Source organism: Actinocorallia sp. API 0066 (assembly GCF_020991275.1).
Taxonomy (GTDB): Bacteria; Actinomycetota; Actinomycetes; order Streptosporangiales; family Streptosporangiaceae; genus Actinocorallia.
Window position 1 is genome coordinate 16840 of the sequence record NZ_JAJLQY010000010.1, and the last position, 21545, is coordinate 38384.

Below are 21545 nucleotides of genomic sequence, written 5' to 3' on the forward strand. Positions count from 1 at the left end.
ACGAGAGAATGAGGAAAGCATGACAGACGAGCTTCTGCCGCTTGCCGATCTCACCATCATCGATCTCTCCACCGTTCTGGCCGGCCCTTTCGCCGCGCAGGTGCTCGCCGATTTCGGCGCCAGAGTGATCAAGGTCGAACACCCGGCGGGCGACCCGATGCGCCGTTTCGGCCCGTCGGTCGACGGCGCCCCGCTCTGGTGGAAGGTCCTGAACCGGAACAAGCAGGGGATCGCCATCAACCTGAGCACGCCCGACGGCGCGGCCGAGTTCCTGCGGATCGCGGCCACGGCCGACGCCGTGATCGAGAACTTCCGTCCCGGCACGCTGGAGCGGTGGGGGATCGGCCCGGAGAAGCTGAAGGAGGTCAACCCCGACCTCGTCCTGACCCGGATCACCGCCTTCGGTCAGCAAGGCCCGTACTCCCCGCGTCCCGGATTCGGCACGCTGGCCGAGGCCATGGGTGGCGTCGCCGCCCTCGCGGGCGGGCCCGACGGCCCACCGGTCCTCCCCGGATACCAGCTCGGCGACGCCCTGGCCGGCCTCTACGGCGCCTGCGCCACCCTCATCGCGCTGCACGCCCGCGGCCGCATCGGGCACGGGCAGATCGCGGACGTCGCGATCACGGAGGGCGTCATCAGCCTCATGGGAGGGCACTTCGCCGTCCACGAGAAGCTCGGCGTCAGGCCGGGCGACGAGGCGCCCACCGCCCCCCGGAACGTCTACCGCTGCCGGGACGGCCGCTGGGTCGCCCTCTCGGCCCCGGTCACCCTGGTCGCCCAGCGCCTCCTGCGGCTCGTCGGACGAAGCGACCTCGCCGACCAGCCCTGGTTCCAGGAGGGCAGCGGACGAGGAGCCCACCGGGCCGAGATCGACGAAGCGGTGGCCAAGTGGATCGCCGACCGCGACCGCGACGAGGTGCTCGCGGCCGTCGAGCGGGCCGAGGCCGCCGCCGCGCCGGTCTACGACATCGAGGACATCCTCGAGGATCCGCACTTCCGGGACCGTGACACGCTGGTGCACGCCCCCGACACCGAACTCGGCTCGATCATCATGCCCAACGTCGCGTTCCGGCTCTCGGCCACTCCCGGGCGCGTCCGGCACGCCGGCCCCCGGCTGGGCGCGGACACCGAGGAGATCCTCCGGGCCGTCGCAGAGCACGAGAGACACCGGGGCGAGGAGCGGACGGCGTGAATCCTCCCCAGACGGAGCATCCGGTCTTCAGAAGCTGCCTCTACGTGCCGGGTCACCAGGCACGTCTCATCGAACGGGCCTACGAGTCCGAAGCCGACACCGTCATCCTCGACCTCGAGGACGCGGTACCGCCCTCCGAGAAGGCACGGGCCCGGGAGACCGTCGCGCGCGTCACCGCGGCGGCGACCCCCAAGCCGACCTTCGTGCGGGTGAACTCCATGGCGTCGGGACGCGCCGAGGACGACGTGCGGGCGGTGGCGGGTCCCGGGCTGAGCGGGGTCCGGATGGCGAAGGTCGCCCGCCCGGAGGACGTGCGGCAGCTCGTCACGCTGCTGGCCCAGGCCGGGTGCCCGGTTCCCGTCCACCTGCTCATCGAGACCGCGCACGCGCTGGAAACCGCCTTCGACCTGGCCACGTCCTCCCCCTCGGTCGCCATGATCAGCCTCGGGGAGTCCGACCTGTGCGCGGATCTTCGGATCACGGCCGAGAGCCCCACGATGGACGCGTGCCGCAGCCGCGTCGTCATCGCGTCGCGGGCGGCCGGCCTGCCGAGCCCCTGCCAGAGCGTGTCCACCGACATCCACGACACCGACGCCCTGCTCCGCACCAGCCGAAGCGCCAAGGCACTCGGCTTTGTGGGGCGGATGGCCCTGCATCCCGCGCAGATCCCCGCCATCCACGAGGTGTACACACCGACGGCCCAGGAGATCGCCGACGCCCAGGCGGTCTTCCGCACCCCGGAACTCGCGCGGGAAGCCGACCGGTCCGTCGTCCTGAACGAACGCGGCGGCGTCATCGCCCCGCCCATCCTGGCGAACGCGAGGAACGTCCTGCGGCTCGCCGAAGCCCTCAGCCTTCTCGAGGCCCCCGCATGAGCACACCCGCGGTAGCGCCGCCGGACGCCCTGCTCGGCGCCGTCCTGGCCGGTGTCGAGGTCTTCGACCTGGCCCAGCCGCTGGCCGACGGCATGCCCTGCTCACCCAACCATCCCGGCTTCAAGATGTCCCTGACCAGGCGCCACGGCGACATGGTCCGCGCCGACGGCGGCTCGGCCGCCAGCGAGATCATCGTCATCGGAGGGCACGTGGGGACGCACATCGACGCCCTCGCGCACGTCTCCCACAAAGGCCGGCTCTTCGGGGACGTCGACTGCGCCGAAGCGCAGGTGGGAGGCAGATTCACCACCCACGGCGTGGACACGATCCCGCCGATGGTCTGCCGGGGGGTGCTGCTCGACATCGCGGCCCGGCACGGTGTCCCGGCCCTGCCCGCAGGCTACGGAATCACCGCGCGGGACCTCGACGACGCCGCCGAGCGGGTCGGCGTGCGACCCACCCCGGGCGGCGTCTGCCTGGTCCACACCGGCTGGAGCCGGTGGTGGGACGACCCCGTCGCCTACCTCGGCGTGCGGACCGGGGTGCCTGGACTCACCCCGGACGCGGCCCGGTGGCTGGCCGCACACCAGGTCGTCGCGGCCGGCGCCGACACGACAGCCTTCGAGCAGATCCACCCGGAGCGGGGGCACGCCGTCATGCCGGTCCACCGCATCCTCCTGGTCGAGCACGGCATCCACATCATCGAGCACATGCGGCTCACCGAACTGGCGGAGCAGGACGTGGCCGAGTTCACCTTCATCCTGTCCCCACTGAAGATCGTCGGAGGCACCGGGTCTCCCGTGCGTCCACTCGCGATCGTGAGCCGTCCCCGTGACTAGCGCACAGGCTCGGGGCGGGCTCCTCGACGAGGTCGCCGACTTCGCCGCCCACGTGGTCGAGGCCGGGCTGCCGGAAGACCGGCTCCGGCACTCCATGCGGGCGGTCTTCGACACGGTCGGCGTCATGGTCCGGGGCTCGGCCCAGCCCCTGTCGTCGACCGTCGCCCAGGCCGCCCGGCACTGGGGCCGGGACGAGTCCGCCTCGGTGATCGGCGCCGGGCTCCGCGCGCCGGTCGGCACCGCGGCGTTCGTCAACGGGACGTTCGCGCACTGCCTGGACTTCGACGACACCCACCTGCCGTCGGTCCTGCACCCGAGCGCGTCGGTCGTTCCCGCCGCCCTCGCCGTCGGCGAGGCCGTCGGAGCCACCGGTCCACGGACCCTCGCCGCGATCGCCGTGGGGAACGAGTTCTGCATCCGGCTGGGAATGGCCGGGTACGACACCGAGAACGCCAACTCGATCTTCTTCGACCGGGGGCAGCACGCCACGTCGATCTGCGGCACCCTGGGCGCCGCCGTCGCGGCCGCGATGCTGCTGTCCGGCGAATCGCCCACGATCGCCGCCGCGGCGTCGATCGCCGCGAGCATGGGATCGGGGATCATCGAATGCAACCGGACCGGCGGCACGGTGAAGCAGATCCACACCGGGTGGGCGGCCCACTCCGGGATCGCGGCCGCGCACCTGGCCGCGTCCGGCATCACCGGTCCGCCCACCGCCCTCGAAGGCCGGTTCGGCTTCTTCGAGGCGTTCTGCGGCCCCCGGGCGCATCCGAAGACCGTCACCGAGGACCTCGGCCGCCACTGGCACTCCGACGCGCTGCGCATCAAGCCGTACCCGTGCAACCTCTTCACCCACGCCGGAATCGACGCGGCCGTCGAACTCCTTGAGCGCGGGGTGCGGCCGGAGGAGATCACCGCGCTCAGGCTCGGCGTCCCCGAGCCGGTGCTGAGGACGATCGCGGAACCCGTCGCGGTGAAGGCCGCACCTGCCAGCGGATACGCGGGGGCCTTCTCCGGTCCGTACACCGTCGCCGCGGCCCTGCACGGAGGAGGCGGACTCGCCCTGTACATCGACGACTTCACCGACCAGGCCGTCCGCCGCCCGGAGGTACTGGCCCTGGCCGCGAAGGTCACGTGCTACGCCGACCCGGAATGCACGTCGCTCTTCCCCGTGCGGATGCCTGCCAGACTCACCGCCCACCTCGCGGATGGCCGCGTCGAGGAGGCGCTCTGCCTCGACAGCCGAGGCGGCCCACGGCGGCCGCTGACCGACGAGGAACTCGCCCTCAAGTTCGGCCTGAACCTCTCCCCCACCCTGGACGAGGCGTCAGCCCGGCATCTACGCGAAGAGATCTTCCAGCTCACCGACCGGTCAACACCGCGGTCGATCATGCGCCTGCTGGCACGACCAGGAGGCGCCGACCCCAGCAACCCGGAGGAAACCCATGGCGGAAACCGCCTTTGACACGCGGTGGAACATCCTCGACCCGGCCGTCCGCCCGACGGATCCGCACCAGTACCTCCGCGCCGCCGTCCAGTGGCACTTCGGGGAGGCGACGGGGTCGAGATTCTGGCTGGAGCGGGCCAAGGACCTCGACTTCGACCCGCTGACCAGCATCCACGGCTACGACGACCTGCGGCGGTTCCCGAACATCGTCGACGAACTGCGGGACGTTCCGGTCGAGGACCTCATCCCGCGCGGCTACGGCCCCCGCCCGCCGGCCCCGCGCGTCTTCGAGAGCGGCGGCACCACCGGGGCGCCCAAGCGCGTCATCCTGATGCCGGACTGGTTGGAGAGCGCGCTGGACCGGATGGAGAAAGGGCCGCAGTTCTCCGGGCGGCCGCCGTCGAACATCCTGGTCGCCATGCCGACCGGCCCGCACAAGGCGGGAAGCCTCTACGACGACATCGCCGCGCGGCAGAACTTCGTCAAGTTCAGCATCGACATCGACCCGCGCTGGGTGAAGAAGCTGATCGGCCGGGGCGAGAACGAGCAGGTCCAGGCGTACGTCGAGCACGTCCTGGACCAGATCGAGCACGTGCTGAGCAGCCAGCACGTCGGGATGCTGGTCATCACGCCGCCGCTCCTGCTCGCCTGCGCACGGCGGCCGTCGCTCGTCGACCTGATCAACGCCAAGATCGACCTCATCACCTGGGGCGGCGCCCACATGACCCTCGACCAGCGGTTCGAACTCGAACGGGTGACCTTCCCCAAGGCCCGGTTCCTCAGCCGGTACAGCAGCGCCCTGATCCTCGAGGGATCCCGGCAGCGGCCCGGCACCAGCCTGGACGAGGAGATCGTCTACGACCCGGGCAGCCCGGTCGTCACGTTCCTGGTCGTCGATCCGGCGACCGGCGAGCCGGTCCCGTACGGGCGGCGCGGCCAGGTGGTCATGAACCACATCAGCAAAGGCATGTTCCTGCCGAACAACCTCGAACGCGACACCGCGATCCGGGTTCCCGGACCGCCCGGCCAGATCGGCGACTCGGTCTCGGCTCCCCAACCGGTGGAGACCTTCGGCGGCGAGGAGGTCATCGAGGGGATCTACTAGACGGGCGGTTCCGAAGCCGGACCTGGAACGATCTTCGAGGCGGATTCTTGTCCGGATTCTGAGAGGATCGACGCATGGCTCCCCCTGAACGGACAACAGTCGCAGGGCTCCTGGATCGCACTCGGGACGGCATCCTGCTCTACAGCATGACCCCGCCACGGCAGGCCATCACCCCCGAACAGGCCGACGCCGTCGCCTCCGCCGCCCTGACCCGGTTGGCGTCGGTGCGGGTCGACGGGCTCATCCTCTACGACGTGGACGCCGAGGCCGACCGGGCCGAGGCGCCGCGGCCGTTCCCGTTCATGCCGATGATGGACCCGGCCCGCTTCCTCGACGACCACCTCGCCGACTGGGCCGGGCCGGTCATCGTCTACCGCGCCGTCGGCAAGTACACCGGCGACGAACTGGACCTCTGGTGGACGAACGCCGACCGCGACCGGGTGCTGACCGTCCTGGTCGGCGCGGCCTCCCGGCACCAGGCCGTCCGGACGAGCCTTTCCGACGCCTACCGCCGGCACGCCGGGCACCCGTTCCCGCCGCGGATGGGCGGCGTGGCCATCGCCGAACGGCACGCCTCCTCAGGCGCCGAGCACGCGCGCATGCTGCGCAAACAGGACGCCGGCTGCGAGTTCTTCGTCTCCCAGGTCTGCTACGACCTGGACCACACCCGCGACCTGCTGTCCGACTACGCCCACGGCTGCCGCGACCGCGGCCTGGACCCAAAACCGGTGGTGCTGACCCTGGCCCCGTGCGGGTCGGTGAAGACCCTGGAGTTCATGGCCTGGCTCGGCATCGCCGTCCCGCGCTGGCTCCAGGCCGAGATCACCCGCGGCGACGCCCTCACCGCCTCGTACGAGCAGTGCCTCCTCAACGCCCAAGCCCTGATCGCCTACTGCCGCCGCCTCGCCCTACCGTTCGGCATCAACGTCGAAAGCCTCACCAACCGCAAACGCGAGATCGACGCCTCCATCGAACTCACCCGAGAGATCCGCGCCCTCCTACCCTGAACCACGGATGCCACCGACTCCATCCGCGCCGGGGGCGGCTTCAGGTCATCCCAGAGTCAGCCAGCGGATGCCTGCGCGGCGGACGGCCTGTGCCTCCGCCTCGCTGATCGGCTCCCTGCCGGTGGCCTTGCGCAGGAAGGTCACCTGGTCCCAGCCCAGCCGCCGCACGGTGGCCGCTCCCGCTCCGTCCAGCAGCAAGCCTTCCACCGCGTCGCCGGCCTCCGACGTCAGCCACGGCTCCCGGTCCAGTGCCGCCGCCAGGTCAAGCCCATGGACGGCTAGCTCCACCACCCGCGTCAGCAAGAACTCCGACAGCAGCATCGCATCCCCGTGACGGGTCCGTACGATCCGGCCGTCGGGCTCGGCCAGGCACAACGCGTGCACGCGCCGCCAGGTCTCCGCAAAATCCGCGGCCAGCGCCTCACCGCCGCCCTGAGCGGCCGCGTGCTGTTGGGCCACCAAGATCCGCGCCGCGTTCGTGCCCTCGGCGAAACGCTCATCAGGCCGGTAGTACTCCGCCGCCGACACCTCCGCCCGCACCGGGGACTCGGCGGCGAGCATGCCGGGAAGCCACGCGATCACCACCCGGACATGACCCAGCAGATCCCGGACCCGCCAGGGAACACAACCCGTCGGACGCCGCCAATCCGCCTCCGACAAGCCCGTGACGGCCTGAGCGAGCCGCCCGGCCTCCAACCCGAAGACCTCCACCGCCCGCGCCTGATCCACAACCAGCCAAGTTACCGGAACGACCAGATTGCGGGGGGCACTCGGCGGTTGTCAATTGGTCGGACGGCCGGTGGCTTGACCGTAATTCCGGGTCAGGCTGGTGGTGCCTTTTCGGCTCCGTGGCGGGGAAAGTTCGAGGGGGCCTTGCGGGAGGGTCTCCCGGGTGCGGGGAAAAGTCAATGGCCGTCTGTGGCCAGGGTGGAGATATGTTTGTGTGGGCGGTTCGATTAGAGTCGATTTGTTGTCGGTGGAATGAAAGGAACCAATGGTGGTGTCGAAGTCCGGTGGTGGCTTGGTCGGGTCGAAGAGTTTTATCGGGAAGGTGGCGCCCGCTCCTCCGGTGGAGCTTTTGTTCGAGGTCGCGACCCGGGCCCGGCTCCTGGTGTCGCCCCTGACGACGGACCTGGGGCTCGCTGACGGCATCACCTTCGAGGAGGCGGTCGGGCTTGTGCTGTCGGCGTCGCCGGTGCTCCCGGTACTGTCCGACCCGGACCTGGCCATCGTGGCCAGGGTCGCCGAGCGTGACCCGATCCAGGCGGACGAGCTGCTCGCCGCCGTCCTGACCCTGCGCGAGGACCTGGCCGCCCAGGCCGGGCAGCTCGGCGACGCCCGGCTCCAAGGCCAGCTGGAGGCGGCCGTGACCGCGGCCGCCCAGTTCGACGCCGCCGCGCACACCCTGCCCGTGCCGGACGACGACGACATCGAGATCGTCATCGACGTGGTCGCCCAGCAGGTCATCCGCGTCAATGACGCGCTCGCGGAATCAGGGGGCGTGGCTCCCGTCAAGGTCGTCCATCGGTCGATTCTCCACGCGCTGCACACCAATCCTCCGGCGGTCCCGATTCCCCCGCGCTCCGGCGACACGGAGCCGTTCCGCAGGGCGGCGGAAGCCGAGGCCCTCATCAGGCTGTCCGCCGGCGACAGCGCGGCGCGGAACGTGGCGGTCGCATTGGCGGGCCGCCTTTACTGGCAGGACGAGACGCTGCGCCAGGCGCTTGAGGAGGAGACGAGTTCAGGCGACGATTCGGGGGACGCCCCCTCGATCATCGCCAAAGTCCAGGTGGACCATCTCGAATTCTCGCTCGGTGTGTCCCAGGGAATCGGCAACGCCTTCCAACAGGCGCTCACGCCGCCCTCGCCCGCCGCCGTCGGCTCCGAAGCCGTGCTCCAGCAATCGGTGTCCTCCTACGTGCCCCTTCGGCCGTTCGGCCCGATTGGCACACACATCGACGACAACCACGTCTACGACCCCGAACTGGGTGAGGTCCGTGAACTCACCGAACGGGAGAAGACCATCAGGAACTGGGGTGTCGGCGGTTTCTTCGTCGGATGGGTCGGCGGAGCCACCGTGGGCGTCATCGGCACCGCCCCCCTCGGCGGGGCCGGCGGACTGGTCAGCGCTCCCCTCGGCGGAGTCGCCGGAACCGCCATCGGAATGAAACTCGGCCAGTGGAAGTACGACTACGGCTACGCCGGCGCCGGACTGAAAATCGGCGAGGCGTTCCTGGCCTTCCAGAACCCCTTCACCGCCATCAGATTCATCGTGCTCGACACCGTAGATTCGATGTCCCGAAAATAAAACCCCCCAAAACCACCGCCCTGAGGCACTAATACGTGTCCTCCGGCAGTTTCGGTAGATCTTTGAGAATCGCCGAGAACCCTCCGAGAATCTCACCGACCGGCCTGCCGTGCGAAGTGTATTTCCTGGGAATGGTGACCTCGACATAGGCCGTCCGACCGACAAGGGTCCAGGTGACGGGCTGATCGCCTTCTCCAGGCCATGGACCGCCAGGAGCCCAGAGAAGTCCAGCTATGTTCACAACATCCGGGATAAGCCCTCGGACGTCGGATGGCCGAGCGACACCACAACGAAGGGCGATCGCCGGCTCCCCCCATGCCGCGACCAGGTTCGACGGCGGCGATACCTTTCTCCTGGGAAGCCCATCAAAGGACTTCGGATACTCAAGCGCCCCACAAATCGTCGCCGCCTGCCCCGTCGGCGAAGGAATCGGAACTTCCACGCCGCCACCCCCCGCACATCCACCGAGAACGGAAACAAGGACACCCGATCCGATCCGCATCAACAGTCTTCCGGTGTTCAATCCGCCCCCTCCACAACGAAGAGCCTAGATCGGCTCTGGCGCGGCGCGGCTGGGCGGGGTGCGCCGTTCAGGTCCGGTCGGTGGTCTTGTGGACGGTCTCCGTTGGTCCCGGGCCGGGCCAGATCTGGAGGCGGTGTTCTTCGACGGGTTCGTCCTCGTTGTTGAGGGCGTCGGCGGCGTGGCCGGCGGGACGGCCCCGGGTGCTGATCCTGACGCGGACCTCGCCCGGCCCCCCGATGAGGTCGGGCAGGTCGTCGCGTTCGCCCGAACCCCACTCGCTGACCTCCAGCGCACCCGACGTCGCCGGGTAGCCGATCTCGACGATCTCCTCCCAGTCGTCGAGGTCGAGGGCCGGTTCGGTGTCGAGTGGTTCGACGTCCAGCCAGATCGGTCCGGTGTGGAGGCCGGCCAGGACGCACACGCCGTTCGTGTCGGCTCCGATCAGGCCGTTCTTGACCGCGCTGGTCGAGGGCAGGTTGTCAGCCTCGGTGTCGACGAGGAAGTACTGGTGGTGGTGCACCCACAAGCGGACGCGAGGCACAGGGGCTGGCTCCGGGGGTCGGGGGTCAGTTGAAGGTCAGGGTCAAGGTGTTGGAGGGGGAGGGGTGTGTGGGGGGGTCGGCTGGGTGGGGGCTCAGGAGGCGGAGTTGGAGGCGTTTGAGTTCCAGGGTGGGTTCGACGCCGAGTTCGTCCGCCAGGAGGCGGCGGACGTGCTCGTAGGCCTGGAGCGCGTCGGCGCGGCGGCCCGTGGCGCCCAGGGCCGCGATCAGGCGACCGTGGAACCACTCGTTGAGAGGGTAGTCGTTGATCAGGCGGCGCAGCTCAGGAATCGACTCCCGGTGCAGGCCCATGCGCTCCTTGGCCTCGATCCGGATCTCGTAGGCCCGGATGCGCAGCTCGTCCAGGTGGGCGATGTGGCCGACGAGGAGGTCGCCCGCCGGGAAGTTCGCCAGCGCCGGGCCGCGCCACAGCTCCAGGGCCTGCTGGACGGCGCACAGCGCCAGCGCCGGATCGCCGTCCGCGAGTTCGCTGCGCGCGTGGTCGATCAGGTCCTCGAACACCTGGACGTCCACCTCGTCACGGTCCACGTGGATCGAGTAGCCGGGCGGCGACGTCGTGATCAGCGCGCGGTCGGGGTCGGCCAGCCGCTCGTTCACGAACATCCGGCGGGCGTGGTAGACGTACGTCTGCAAGGTGGTGACGGCGCTGCGCGGCGGGTTCGCCGCCCAGAGCTCCTGGATGAGCGCCTCGGCCGTGACTATCTCGTTCGGCCGGCTCAGCAGCAGCGCGAGGGTCTGGCAGACCTTGGGGGTGCCGGGGCGGTGCGTCCTGCCGTCGTCGGTCACGATCTCGAAGGGGCCGATGAGATTGAAGCGCACGCAGATCACTCCTCGTCGGTGGGCAGCGCGCGCGGTGACGCGCCGGTGTGGATCCGGTCGAGCAGGACCGCCTGGTCCAGGACCACGGGCTCCAGCGCGGTGCCGCCACGGGCGGCCTCGGTGAAGGCGGCGAGCGTGTTGCGCACCTGGTCGTCGGCCGGAAGGACGAGGTCCCGGACTTCGTCCTTGCGCTCCAGCCGGACGCGCGGCGGCATCTCGGCCGGCGGGGTGAACGCGCGGTCCACCGTGAGGACGCCTTCGCTTCCCCAGATCTCGTACGCGGACCGGTAGGCGTGGTCCAGCCCGAAGGCGAGGTGGACGCCGGTTCCGGAGGGGGTGCGGAGCAGGGCGGTACCGGAGACGTCCACGGGACGGCCCGGCGCGCCGCCGGTGCGGGAGGCGCCGAGGAGTTCCAGGTCCGCGCCCAGGAAGTACAGGGCGGCCCGGACCGGGTAGACCCCGGTGTCCCAGAGCGCGCCGCCGCCCAGCCGCGGGTCGTACCGGATGTCGCCGTCGGGGAGCCGGGGGATCGCGAACTCGGCGCGCAGGAACCTGATCTCGCCGATCGCCCCGTCCTCGACGAGCCGCCGTACCTCGGCGTGCTGCGCGTGGTGGACGAACATCACGTTCTCCCGCAGGGCGAGCCCCGAGGTCGCGGCCAGGGCGGCGAGTTCGGCGGTCGCCGCCGGGTCGGTCGTGAGCGGTTTCTCGCCGAGCACGTGTTTGCCCGCCTCCAGCGCGGCCCGTACCCACTGCTCGTGCAGGGCGGCGGGCAGCGGCACGTAGACGGCGTCGATGTCGTCGCGGGCGAGGAGTTCGGCGTACCCGTGGACGGCCTCGCAGCCCGCGTCGGCGGCGGTCCGCCGGGCGCGCAGGGGGTCCCGGGAGGCGACCGCGACGAGCCGGGTGTCCGGGAAGGCGTTGATGGCCGGCAGCATCCGGCGGCGGGCGATGCCGGCGCAGCCGAGCACACCCATGCGCAAGGGTTCCATCAGAGCCTTACCGCTCCCGATACCAGGCAGGACAGCAAGGTCCGGGCCTGCACGTTGAGATAGTGGTTGTGGCTCAACAGGCCGGTGAGCTGGTCGGCGGTGGCCCACAGGTAGCCCGGCGGTTCCTCCGGGGGCGTGTCGGCTTCGTCCGCGTCGACGAAGAGGTAGCGGCTCTCGGCGTTCAGGAACCGGCCTCCCTCCTCGGAGTGCAGTGCCTCGTACCGGACGCGCGACGGGTCGGCGGCCGTCACCAGGTCGAGGAACGGCGGAGCGGGGTGGCCCCAGTTCGACGGGGTGTACTGCACGGTGGGCCCCAGCTCGACCTTCTCCACAAAGCCCGCCTCGACCCGCGCGTGGACGAGCAGGTGGGGCACGCCGCCGATGGTCCGGGTCAGGAACGCCGTCACGCCGGTGCCGGTGGGTTCGAACAGCGGCTGGGTCCAGCCCGTCACCTCCCGGCTCTCCGCCTCCACCGCGACGGCGACGACGCTGAAGTACCGGCCCTCCTCGTGGTCGATGGACCGTTCGCCGCGCCGCCAGCCCCGGATCCGTTTCAGCGGGACCCGGTCGACCCGCACGTCGTGCCGCGACCGTTCCGCGGTGAACCAGGACAGCAACTCCACGTCGGAGTGCAGGGCGAGGCCCGAGGGCGAGGAGTGGGGGGCGCAGGCCAGCACGGTCCGCGTGTCCATGTTGACGACGTTGTCCCGGCGCAGCAGCTCGCCCACCTGGCCCAGGGTCAGCCAGCAGAAGTCCGGGTGGAGCGGGACGTCGCCGCTCACCTCGACGATCATGTTCCGGTTGCTCTTGCGGAGGAACCACGACCCGTGCTCGGACTGCAGCACGTCGGCCAGGACCCGGCTGCGCGACCGGTCCACGAAGTACTCCAGGTAGCGGACGTCCGCGCCCCGGTGGGCCTTGGTGTAGTTGCTTCGGGTGGCCTGGACGGTGGGGGACAGTTGGAGCAGGTTGCGGTTCCCCGGCTCCATCTTGGCCTGTAGCAGCAGGTGGAGGACGCCGTCGATCTCCTTGACGACGATCCCGAGGATACCCACCTCGGGTTGCCTGATGATGGGCTGCTCCCACTGGCGGAACGGGCCGGAGTCCGTGGTGACCCGCAGCCCCTCGACGGAGAAGAACCGGCCGGTGCGGTGCACGATGTCGCCGGTGTCCTCCTCGAAGTGCCAGCCGTCCAGGTCCGCGAAGGGGATGCGCTCGACGCTGAACCGGCGGGCCGCGGCGCGCGCTTCGAGCCAGTCGGCGATCTCCTCGGTCCGCAGGTGGGCGCCCGCGGTGGCCGCCGCCGAGCGCGCGAAGCGGTGCCGTGGGCCGTCGTCGGCGCGGGCGACGAGCGGCGCGGTGGACCTGCCGATCGGGAGGGTCGTCATGGGTGCGCCGCCACGAACTCCCTGACCGAGGCGGTGACGTAGTCGAGCATCTCCTCGGTGAGCGCCGGGTAGACGCCGATCCAGAAGGTCTGGTCGGTGATGATGTCGCTGTTGGTGAGGTCCCCCACCACCCGGTGCCGGCTGCCGATGTAGGCGGGGTGCCGGGTCAGGTTGCCGGCGAACAGGCGTCTGGTGCCGATCTTGCGGGTCTCCAGGAAGTCCACGAGCGCGGCCCGCGAGAACGGGGCGTCCGGCTCGACGGTGAGTGCGAAACCGAACCAACTGGGGTCGCTGCGCACGGTCGGCTCGGGCAGGAGCAGGTGCGGGGTGCCGTCCAGGCCCGCGCGCAGCCGCTTCCAGTTGTCGCGTCTGGCGGCGCCGAACCGGTCCAGTTTGTCGAGCTGGGTCAGGCCCAGCGCGGCCTGGAGGTCGGTGGCCTTAAGGTTGTAGCCGATGTGGCTGAAGATGTACTTGTGGTCGTAGCCCTCGGGGAGGGTGCCCATCTGGTAGCCGAACCGTTTGAGGCACTTGTTCGTCTCGCCCGGTTCGCACCAGCAGTCCCGGCCCCAGTCGCGGAGGGATTCCACGATCCTGGCCAGCGCGAGGTTCGAGGTGAGCACGCAGCCGCCCTCCCCCATGGACAGGTGGTGGGCGGGATAGAAGCTGACCGTGGCGATGTCGCCGAAGGAGCCGGTGAGCCTGCCGTCATAGGTGGAGCCGACGGCGTCGCAGTTGTCCTCGATCAGAAAGAGATCGTTGTCCTCGGCCAGCTGTGCGATCTCGGCGACCTCGAACGGGTTCCCCAGCGCGTGCGCGATCATGATCGCCCGGGTTCGGGGGCCGACGGCCTCGGCGACCCGGGCGGCCGTGGTGTTGTAGGTGCGCAGCTCGACGTCGACGAAGACCGGGACCAGCCCGTTCTGGATGATCGGGTTGACGGTGGTCGGAAAGCCCGCCGCGACCGTGATCACCTCGTCGCCGGGGCGCAGCGCCCGGTCCTCGAGCAGGTGGGACGTGAAGGCGGTCATCGCCAGCAGGTTCGCGGACGATCCCGAGTTCGTCAGGTGCGCCTTGCGGTGTCCGAGCCTGCGCGCGAACCGCGACTCGAACCTGCGCGCGCTGGGTCCCGCCGCGATCCGCAGGTCCAGCGCCGCCTCGACGAGCGCCTTGCGGTCCTCCTCGTCCAGGACCGCGCCCGCCGGCCAGATCTCCGTGACGCCGCCCACGAAGGGGCGTTCCTGTTGGGCGTTCTGATGGTATTTCGCGACCTCGTCGAGGATGAGGTCCCTGTGGGCGTTCATCGGATCCCGCCTTCCTTCGGTGCCCGGGCGGGCGGTCCACCCGCGTGCTTGATCGACTTCCACCTGCCCGGGTTGTCGCGGTACCAGTCGACGACCCCGGCCAGCCCGTCCTCAAGGGTGATGCGGGGGGTGTAGCCGAGTTCGTCGCGGAGTTTGGTCCCGTCCAACGAGTAGCGCAGGTCGTGGCCCTTGCGGTCGGCGACCCTGCGCACCCGCGACCAGTCGGCGTCGCACAGGGACAGCAGGCGCTCGGTCATCTCCAGGTTGGTCAGTTCGCTGCCGCCCGCGATGTTGTAGACCTCGCCCGGCCGCCCCCCGTCGAGCACCAGGGCGACCGCCCGGCAGTGGTCGTCGACGTGCAGCCACTCGCGCACGTTGCGCCCGTCGCCGTACAGCGGGACGGGCTCGCCCTCCAGCAGGTTCGTGACGAACAGCGGGATCAGCTTCTCGGGGTGCTGGTGCTGGCCGTAGTTGTTGGAGCAGCGGGTGATCGACACGTTCAGGCCGTGGGTGCGGTGGTAGGCCCGCGCGATCAGGTCGGACCCCGCCTTGGAGGCCGCGTACGGGGAGTTGGGCAGCAGCGGCGACTCCTCCGTCCAGGAGCCCTCCGCGATCGATCCGTACACCTCGTCGGTGGAGACGTGCACGACCCGGCCCACGCCGTACTCCAGGCAGGCGTCCAGCAGCGCCTGGGTGCCTCGCACGTTGGTTCTGACGAACTCCGCCGCCGAACCCACCGACCGGTCGACATGCGATTCGGCGGCGAAGTGCACGACCGCGTCATGGCCCGGCAGGACCCGGGCGAGCGCCTCGGTGTCGCAGATGTCGCCCTGGACGAACTCCAGCCGGGGGTGCGTCGCGGGGAGCCGGTCGCGGGATCCGGCGTAGGTGAGCTTGTCGAGGACCGTCACCCGGGTCTCGGTGTGCCCCGCGTAGCTTCCGTGCAGCAGGGACCGGGCGAAGTACGACCCGATGAATCCGGCCCCGCCGGTGACCAGCAGCCTCATGGCGCGGATGTCGAGCCGCTGTCGGTCAGGGGACGCTGTCTCATGAGAGCTCCTAGCGCGATCGAACCGGGTTTCATCCTCCGCGCCCCGGCCGTCGCCGCTCAACATGCGCGACTTCAGAACCGGGCCCGCTTTCGCAGAGGAACGTCAGGGCTGCCAGGGGACTGTCAGGCGGCGTTCAGAACCGGGTCAGGTCCCGGCCGCGACCCGGCCTCCAGCGGGACTCGACCGGCTCTCCAACGGCGCCCGGCAGGGTCCCGGTGTGAACCCCGACGAGCCGTTCCCGCCTCCGGCGCTGAGGCGTGCCGCTGAAACAGCCGCGCGCGGCGCGGCGAAAGCCGACGAGCACCGGGTTCTTTCGGCGGAGGTCGCCGAGTCCCTGGTCGCGGCGGGCTTCTCCCGGCATTTTGTGCCCGCGCGCTGGGGTGGCGCGGACGGCGCCGCGACCGGGCTGGTGCGGGCGGCGGCCACCGTGGGCGAGGGCTGCGCCTCCGCGGCGTGGTGCGGTGCCGTGGCGGCCGGTTCCAGCCGGATGGGCGTCTATCTGCCGGAGGAAGGCCAGGCCGAGCTCTGGGCGGACGGTCCGGACACGCGGGTGGTCGGCGCGCTCGTCCCGGCCGGACGTGCCGAGCGGACGGACGGCGGCTGGCTGGTCAGCGGCTCCTGGGACTTCACCAGCGGCGTCGACCATTCCGACTGGGCTTTTGTCTGCGCGCCCGACGCCGACGCCCGGCCGTGGTTCTTCGCCGTGCCACGGTCCGGGTACCGGATCAGGGACACCTGGCACAACGTCGGCATGCGCGGCACGGGAAGCAACACGCTGGTCCTGGACGGGGTGTCGGTGCCCGCGCACCGCGCGTTCGACCGGGCGGAGATGCTGGCCGGGCGCGCGGTCGGGTCGCGGTCGCCCTGCCACACGGTGCCGCTGCGCGGCGTGAGCGGCCTGATCTTCGCCGCGCCGGCCCTCGGCGCCGCGCGCGGGGCCGCGCGCGAGTGGACGACCCGGTTCAGGGGCGGCGGAGAGACGGCGCGGCTGGCGGCCGCGCGCGCGGCGGGCGCGATCAACGTCGCGGACCTGCTCCTGGAGACGGCCGCCGCCCGCTGCGACCGGGGCGGGCTGACGCCGGAGGAGTCGCTCCGCCAGCCGTACGACTGCGCGCTGGCCGTCGACCACCTGGTCGACGCGGTCGAGGGGCTGTTCCGCGGCGCGGGATCACGCGGCCAGCTCGCGGCGAGCCCCCTGCAGCGCTTCTGGCGGGACGTCCACTGCCTGGCCAGCCATGTCGCGCTGCGCCGGGAGCCGGCCGCCGTCGCGTACGGCGGCCACCTCCTGGACGCCGAATGACGCCGGCCGCGCCTCCGGGAAGGCGCGGCCGGCGGTCCCGCTACGCCTCGGCGGCCTCCACCTCGGCCAGCGCGCCCAGCACCGCGGTCTGCCGACGGTCCCTGGCCCGGACCAGTTCCTCGTAACTGCTGCCTCCGAACGCCTTGTCGGCCTGCTCAAGAAGGAGTTCGAGGGTCTCCTCGTCCATGGGCGGACGGCCGAGCCCCCGCCAGCCCGCCTCCAGGTTCGCGCCCAGCGACGACAGCCAGTGCCGGAGCCCGCCCTGCCCGCCGCCCAGGTGGAACGCGTGGAAGGGGCCGACGGTCGCCCAGCGCAGGCCGATCGAGTTGGTGACCACGGCGTCGAGCTCGCTGAGCGTCACGACCCCTTCGCGGACCAGGTGGACGCTCTCCTGGAGCAGCGCCGACTGGAGCCGGTTGGCGACGAAGGCGTGGATCGGCTTGCGCAGCACGATGGGCACCTTGCCCACCGACCGGTAGAACGCGACGGCCTCGGCGACGGCCTCGGGGTGGGTGCGCTCGCCGCCGACCACCTCGACGAGGGGGACGACGTGCGGCGGGTTGAAGGGGTGGCCGACGACGAGTCGCGCGGAGTCGCCCATCCGCGCGCCGATGGCGTCGGGCAGCAGGGTGGACGTGGACGACAGCAGCAGCGTCTCGGGCGCCGCGGCCTCCCCGATCCGGCCGAAGAGCTCCTGTTTCAGTTCGAGCTGCTCCGGCACGTTCTCCTGGACGACATCGGCGCCCTCGACCGCGCGCCGCACGTCGGGCTCGAACTCCAGCCGCGCGGCAAGGTCGGCGGGGTCGGCCGAGCCCGGCGGCAGGAACGGCGCGTGCAGTTCGATCGCCTCCGCCACCACCCGCCGCGCGTCCGGCCGTCGGCTGCAGACCCGCACCCGCAGGCCCTGTCCGAGGAAGAGGCTGATCCAGCCGAGCCCGATGGTGCCGGTCCCGATGACGACCGCGGTCCGCTGCTCCGTGCTCATCGTGTGCGCTCCTGACGTGGGCCGTCCGCCGCGGACAGCTCGGGGATCACCTGTTCTGCCATGAGCCGCACCGTCGTGGCGGCGTCTTCCACGCTGAGATGGCCGGAGTGGACGCCCAGGCTGATCGTGACGTCGTCACCGAACCAGGCGGCGATCCGCGCGAGCTGGTCGCGCACCTCGCCGGGCGAGCCGACCAACAGCTTTCCCTCGGCGAGCTTCCGGTCGAAGTCGGGGTGCCTGCCGATCTCGGCGAGCTTCTCGTAGCCGGGGTAGTCGGCGCTCTTACGGTCGGCCCAGGACGCGACCGCCGCGCTGATGGCGTCCGTGTTGCGCTCGTGGTCGAACCGTCCCTTCGCGCGGGCCTTCTCGGCCACCGGGTCCACCACGCACGGATAGCTGAGGTGGATCCGTTCGGTGCCGGGCGTACGCCCGGAGGCGGCCCATTCCGACCGGTAGACCGCCAGCCTGCTCTGCAGTTCCTCGGTCGACATGACGTTGGGCACGGTCTGCAGGTAGTGCCCGTCGCGCGCGGCCTGAGCGCAGGACTCAGCCGACCGGGCGGTCGTGACGAACACCGGGGGGTGCGGCTGCTGGTAGGTACGCGGTAGCAGGGTGACGGGCCCGAAGGAGTGGAAGCTGCCTTTCCACACCACGTCCTCCCCGGACCACAGCAGCTTGACGGCTTCCACGTTCTCCGCGAACCGGCTTTTGCTCTCGTCCATGGAGATGCCGAACGCCTCGAACTCGTCCGGGAGGAACGCCCGCCCGAAGGCGGCGTCGAGGCGTCCGTGGGAGATGTTGTCGAGCATCGCGAGCTTGCCCGCGAGTTTCACCGGGTGGACGAAGGCGGGAATCGTGGCGCTGGTGCCGAGCCGGATCCGCTCGGTCCGGCCGGCGGCCGCGGCGAGGAAGGTGACCGGATCGGGGCTGTACCCCCCGTAGGGGAAGAAGTAGTGCTCCACGATCTTCACGTGGTCGAGGCCGAGTTCCTCGGCGAGGTCCACCAGCCGCAGGCACTCGTCGAAGTACTGCGGGGCGGGCTTGTCGGCGGGGCCGACGGTCGGGAAGAAGACGATGCCGAACCTCATCGCGCGCCCGCCGTCCGCAGGTCGGAGCCGTCGTGGTCGATCTCCCGGAGCCGCACCAGCCATCCCGTTCCGTCCGGCCGCAGATGATCCCTGCACACGACGCTGGCGAAGACGTCCAGGGAACCTCCCTCCTCCGTGCGCATGGCGAGGGCGTAGACGCGCGTGCGCACGCTCCCGTCCTCCTGCTCCCGGACGTCGAGCATGTTCAGCCAGTGCCGGAAGTGGACGCGCTGGGCCGCCAGCCGGTCGGCGCGGGCCCGGGCCGACGCCCGGATCGTCGCGCGGCCGCGCAGCGGCTCCAGCCGGTGCGGCTCCAGGAAGGCGGCGTCCTCGGTGAAGGTGTCGGCCCACCGCTCGGGCAGGCCGTCGTCCAGCAGGCCCATCTGACGGTGGTAGAACTGCTGGACGCGGAGGTGGAGATCCGCCGGTGTGAACATGCAGCTGCCTCTCTCGGGGTGGCGGGACACGACTCGGCCGGGGTCAGGCGCGGCAGAGCGGTCGGCCGCCGTGGAACTCGGTCATTTCCTCAAAGATCGCGGCGACGTCCAGCCGGTGTCCGCGCGGCTCGGGGCCGGTGTCGGCGTAGGCCCGGTGGAGGTTGGCGGCCAGCCGTTCGGAGTCCAGCAGCGCGCCGAACTCCGCCAGGTCCGTCGCGCGGGCCAGCTCCAGCGGGCTCAGTCCGGCGGCCTTGCCCTCGGCCGCCAGGCGCTGGAGCCACCGGAGGTATCTCTCGTTCGCGTCGAGGACCTCGGGTCCGCCGACGGGGCCGTGCCCGGGGACGATGGTCCGCGCGCCCAGCGCCCGCAGCCGGGCGAGCGCCTCCAGGGAGCCCTCGACCGAGCCCATGAGGCAGAACGGCGTCACCCCGTTCATGACGATGTCCCCGGCGAACAGCACGGACCGTTCGGGGATCCACACCACCGTGTCCGTCGTCGTGTGCGCGTTCTCCAGGTGGATCAGCTCGGCCGTCAGGTCTCCGACGTGCAGGGTCGCGCGGTCCCGGTAGGTGAGATCGGGGAGGGCGACGGTGATGTCGCCCCAGTCCACCTCGGGCCACAGGCTCTGCATGTGGAGGTCCGCGACGGCCATCTCCCGGCGGGCCGCCTCACACGCGACGATCACGGCGTCGGGCGCGAAGACGAAGTTGCCGAAGCTGTGGTCGCCGTGGAAGTGCGTGTTGACCAGGATCCTGGGTGCCGCCCCGGTGACCGAGGCGATCGCGGAGCGCAGCCTCCTGGCCCGGCGCTCGGTGGCCGCGGTGTCGACGACCGCGACGTCCCGCCCGGACACCAGGACCCCGGCGTTGTTGAGGCACCATCCTCCGTCCGCCTGCTCGTAGGCGAACACACCGGGGGCGATCTCGCGGAGCACCGGCTCGTACGCCGCCGGGGGCGTGCCCGCCGGGGTCATGAAGGGGTGCCGTCGATCGCCAGATACCGGTGCCGCACCAGCCAGCGCCCGTCCCGGTGGACAAGGTGGTCCATGCCCACGGTGTGGCCTCGGAAGGCGAGGGATCCGCCTCGGGGGGTCGCCATGCCCAGCGCGTAGTAGCGGGTGCGCAGGCTGCCGTCCTCCTGCTCCTCGATGTCGAGCATCCCGATCCAGTGCCGGAAGTCCAGGTCCGTGGCGAAGATGCGGGCGGTCGCCCCGCTGACCGACGCGAGGATCGCCGGTCGGCCGACCGTCGGTTCCGGATCGATGTTCGCGTCGAAGACCGCGTCCTCGGTGAAGGTCGCCGCCCACGCCTCGTTGTCCGGCTCGGCGCCGTCGAGGAGGTTCATCTGGCGTGCGTAGAACTGCTGGATGTCGCTGAACAGCCGCGCGGAGACGAAGTCTCCGACGTCGTTCTTCCTGAGGGGTTCCGGCGCCCGGGTCATCGGTACCGCCTTCCTGTCGTCGGTGGGAGTCGGTGGGCATGCCCGTGGTGCGCGCGCCTCGCCGTCGGTGGTGCGGGCCAGGTCGTCCCACCGGGCCCACTCCTCCAGGCGCCGCCGGTAGGTGAGCGGCGCGAGGTCGGCGGCCGCCCCGCCGAGCAGGACGCGCAGCGGCGGCTCGGCGGCGTCCAGGATCTTCAGCAGGGCGGGGCCGAACAGGCGGGGGTCCCCCGGCTGAAGATGGGCGTACACGCCCGAGAGGCCGTGGCGGCGCTTGGCGAGCACCTCGTCGTACTCCGGCATGGGCGCGGCCCTGTCCATCGATCCCGCGCTCCAGTCGGTGCGGAACTCCCCCGGCTCGACGATGGTGACCCGGACGCCGAAGGACGCGACCTCCTGGGCCAGGGTCTCGCTGAGCCCTTCCAGCGCCCACTTGCTCGCGCAGTACATCCCGAGGTTCGGATAGGTGGCGATGCCGGCGATGCTCGAAAGCTGGAGGATGTGCCCCGAGCGCTGTCGGCGCATCGTCGGCAGCACCGCCTGGGCGCACCAGAGCGCGCCGAAGAAGTTGACGTCCATCTGGCGGCGGGCCTGCTCCTCGCCGACCTCCTCGACGCCGCCCGCCAGCCCGTGGCCCGCGTTGTTGACGAGCACGTCGATGCGTCCGGTCGCCTCGGCGGCGCGCCCCACGACGTCGAACACGGCGGCGCGGTCGGTGACGTCGAGGGCGAGCGGCACCGCCCGGTCGCCGTACCGGTCGCGGAGACCGGTGAGGGCCTCGGGGTCGCGGGCGGTCGCCACGACGGTCTCGCCCGCCTCCAGGACCGTCTCCACCAGAGCCCGGCCGAGCCCCCGCGAGGCTCCCGTGACCAGCCAGGTGCGGGTCACGA

At 71.1% G+C, this 21545-nt stretch carries 21 protein-coding genes; 8 read left to right on the forward strand and 13 right to left on the reverse strand.

Annotated elements, in window-relative coordinates:
* The first annotated feature begins 19 nt into the window (after positions 1–19).
* The 6 genes from LO762_RS23380 to LO762_RS23405 all read left to right on the forward strand — a co-directional run bounded on the left by LO762_RS23380 (position 20) and on the right by LO762_RS23405 (position 6465).
* Positions 20–1192 (forward strand): CaiB/BaiF CoA-transferase family protein, encoded by a 1173-nt coding sequence (locus LO762_RS23380; protein ID WP_230618020.1) that lies wholly within the window; start codon positions 20–22, stop codon positions 1190–1192.
* The gene (locus LO762_RS23385) at positions 1189–2067 is read left to right on the forward strand and encodes a CoA ester lyase (RefSeq protein ID WP_230618021.1); all 879 of its coding nucleotides are present in this window, start codon (positions 1189–1191) and stop codon (positions 2065–2067) included. The genes LO762_RS23380 and LO762_RS23385 overlap by 4 nt, the downstream gene beginning before the upstream one ends.
* The gene (locus LO762_RS23390; protein WP_230618022.1) at positions 2064–2906 is read left to right on the forward strand and encodes a cyclase family protein; all 843 of its coding nucleotides are present in this window, start codon (positions 2064–2066) and stop codon (positions 2904–2906) included. The genes LO762_RS23385 and LO762_RS23390 overlap by 4 nt, the downstream gene beginning before the upstream one ends.
* Positions 2899–4371, forward strand: a complete 1473-nt coding sequence (locus LO762_RS33660) for an MmgE/PrpD family protein (RefSeq protein WP_230618023.1) — start codon at positions 2899–2901, stop codon at positions 4369–4371. The genes LO762_RS23390 and LO762_RS33660 overlap by 8 nt, the downstream gene beginning before the upstream one ends.
* Positions 4352–5458, forward strand: a complete 1107-nt coding sequence (locus tag LO762_RS23400; RefSeq protein ID WP_230618024.1) for a phenazine antibiotic biosynthesis protein — start codon at positions 4352–4354, stop codon at positions 5456–5458. The genes LO762_RS33660 and LO762_RS23400 overlap by 20 nt, the downstream gene beginning before the upstream one ends.
* Positions 5459–5532: 74 nt before the next feature.
* Positions 5533–6465, forward strand: a complete 933-nt coding sequence (locus LO762_RS23405; RefSeq protein WP_230618025.1) for a methylenetetrahydrofolate reductase — start codon at positions 5533–5535, stop codon at positions 6463–6465.
* A 45-nt stretch (positions 6466–6510) separates the two neighbouring features.
* Here the strand turns inward: LO762_RS23405 and LO762_RS23410 are convergent, their stop codons facing one another.
* Positions 6511–7194: a maleylpyruvate isomerase N-terminal domain-containing protein gene (locus tag LO762_RS23410; RefSeq protein ID WP_230618026.1), complete on the reverse strand. Its 684-nt coding sequence runs from the start codon at positions 7192–7194 to the stop codon at positions 6511–6513.
* 340 nt (positions 7195–7534) lie between these two features.
* Between LO762_RS23410 and LO762_RS23415 the strand changes: the two genes are divergently transcribed.
* Positions 7535–8773: a hypothetical protein gene (locus LO762_RS23415; RefSeq protein ID WP_230618027.1), complete on the forward strand. Its 1239-nt coding sequence runs from the start codon at positions 7535–7537 to the stop codon at positions 8771–8773.
* 28 nt (positions 8774–8801) lie between these two features.
* Here the strand turns inward: LO762_RS23415 and LO762_RS23420 are convergent, their stop codons facing one another.
* The 7 genes from LO762_RS23420 to rfbB all read right to left on the reverse strand — a co-directional run bounded on the left by LO762_RS23420 (position 8802) and on the right by rfbB (position 15363).
* Positions 8802–9275, reverse strand: coding sequence for a DUF3515 family protein (locus LO762_RS23420; protein ID WP_230618445.1), 474 nt, complete (start codon positions 9273–9275; stop codon positions 8802–8804).
* Positions 9276–9363: 88 nt separating this feature from the next.
* A complete protein-coding gene (locus LO762_RS23425) occupies positions 9364–9837 on the reverse strand; it encodes a hypothetical protein (protein ID WP_230618028.1) in 474 nt (157 codons plus the stop codon).
* Between the two features lie 25 nt (positions 9838–9862).
* Positions 9863–10675 (reverse strand): BTAD domain-containing putative transcriptional regulator, encoded by an 813-nt coding sequence (locus LO762_RS23430; RefSeq protein WP_230618029.1) that lies wholly within the window; start codon positions 10673–10675, stop codon positions 9863–9865.
* A 5-nt stretch (positions 10676–10680) separates the two neighbouring features.
* Positions 10681–11667, reverse strand: coding sequence for a Gfo/Idh/MocA family protein (locus LO762_RS23435; protein ID WP_230618030.1), 987 nt, complete (start codon positions 11665–11667; stop codon positions 10681–10683).
* Positions 11667–13055, reverse strand: a complete 1389-nt coding sequence (locus LO762_RS23440) for an NDP-hexose 2,3-dehydratase family protein (protein ID WP_230618031.1) — start codon at positions 13053–13055, stop codon at positions 11667–11669. The genes LO762_RS23435 and LO762_RS23440 overlap by 1 nt, the downstream gene beginning before the upstream one ends.
* Positions 13052–14356 (reverse strand): lipopolysaccharide biosynthesis protein RfbH, encoded by a 1305-nt coding sequence (gene rfbH / locus LO762_RS23445; RefSeq protein ID WP_230618032.1) that lies wholly within the window; start codon positions 14354–14356, stop codon positions 13052–13054. Before rfbH ends, LO762_RS23440 begins: the two co-directional genes overlap by 4 nt.
* Complete coding sequence (rfbB, locus tag LO762_RS23450; RefSeq protein WP_230618033.1) at positions 14353–15363, reverse strand: dTDP-glucose 4,6-dehydratase; 1011 nt, start codon at positions 15361–15363, stop codon at positions 14353–14355. The genes rfbH and rfbB overlap by 4 nt, the downstream gene beginning before the upstream one ends.
* A 262-nt stretch (positions 15364–15625) precedes the next feature.
* On the opposite strand from rfbB, the gene LO762_RS33665 reads away from it, so the two are divergent.
* Positions 15626–16708, forward strand: coding sequence for a hydrolase (locus LO762_RS33665; protein ID WP_230618034.1), 1083 nt, complete (start codon positions 15626–15628; stop codon positions 16706–16708).
* Positions 16709–16748: 40 nt separating this feature from the next.
* Here LO762_RS33665 and LO762_RS23460 read toward each other — a convergent pair whose 3' ends face one another.
* Genes LO762_RS23460 through LO762_RS23480 form a run of 5 tightly spaced genes read right to left on the reverse strand, consistent with a single transcriptional unit; the run spans position 16749 to position 21543 of the window.
* Entirely contained in the window at positions 16749–17693 is a 945-nt protein-coding gene (locus LO762_RS23460; protein WP_230618035.1) for a 3-hydroxyacyl-CoA dehydrogenase NAD-binding domain-containing protein, read from the reverse strand.
* Positions 17690–18781: an LLM class flavin-dependent oxidoreductase gene (locus LO762_RS23465; protein ID WP_230618036.1), complete on the reverse strand. Its 1092-nt coding sequence runs from the start codon at positions 18779–18781 to the stop codon at positions 17690–17692. Before LO762_RS23465 ends, LO762_RS23460 begins: the two co-directional genes overlap by 4 nt.
* The gene (locus LO762_RS23470) at positions 18778–19218 is read right to left on the reverse strand and encodes a nuclear transport factor 2 family protein (protein ID WP_230618037.1); all 441 of its coding nucleotides are present in this window, start codon (positions 19216–19218) and stop codon (positions 18778–18780) included. The genes LO762_RS23465 and LO762_RS23470 overlap by 4 nt, the downstream gene beginning before the upstream one ends.
* A gap of 43 nt (positions 19219–19261) precedes the next feature.
* Positions 19262–20191 carry an MBL fold metallo-hydrolase gene (locus LO762_RS23475; RefSeq protein ID WP_230618038.1) on the reverse strand — a complete coding sequence of 310 codons (930 nt, stop codon included), beginning with the start codon at positions 20189–20191 and terminating at the stop codon, positions 19262–19264.
* Positions 20188–21543 carry an oxidoreductase gene (locus LO762_RS23480; RefSeq protein ID WP_230618039.1) on the reverse strand — a complete coding sequence of 452 codons (1356 nt, stop codon included), beginning with the start codon at positions 21541–21543 and terminating at the stop codon, positions 20188–20190. Before LO762_RS23480 ends, LO762_RS23475 begins: the two co-directional genes overlap by 4 nt.
* Between the last annotated feature and the right edge of the window lie 2 nt (positions 21544–21545).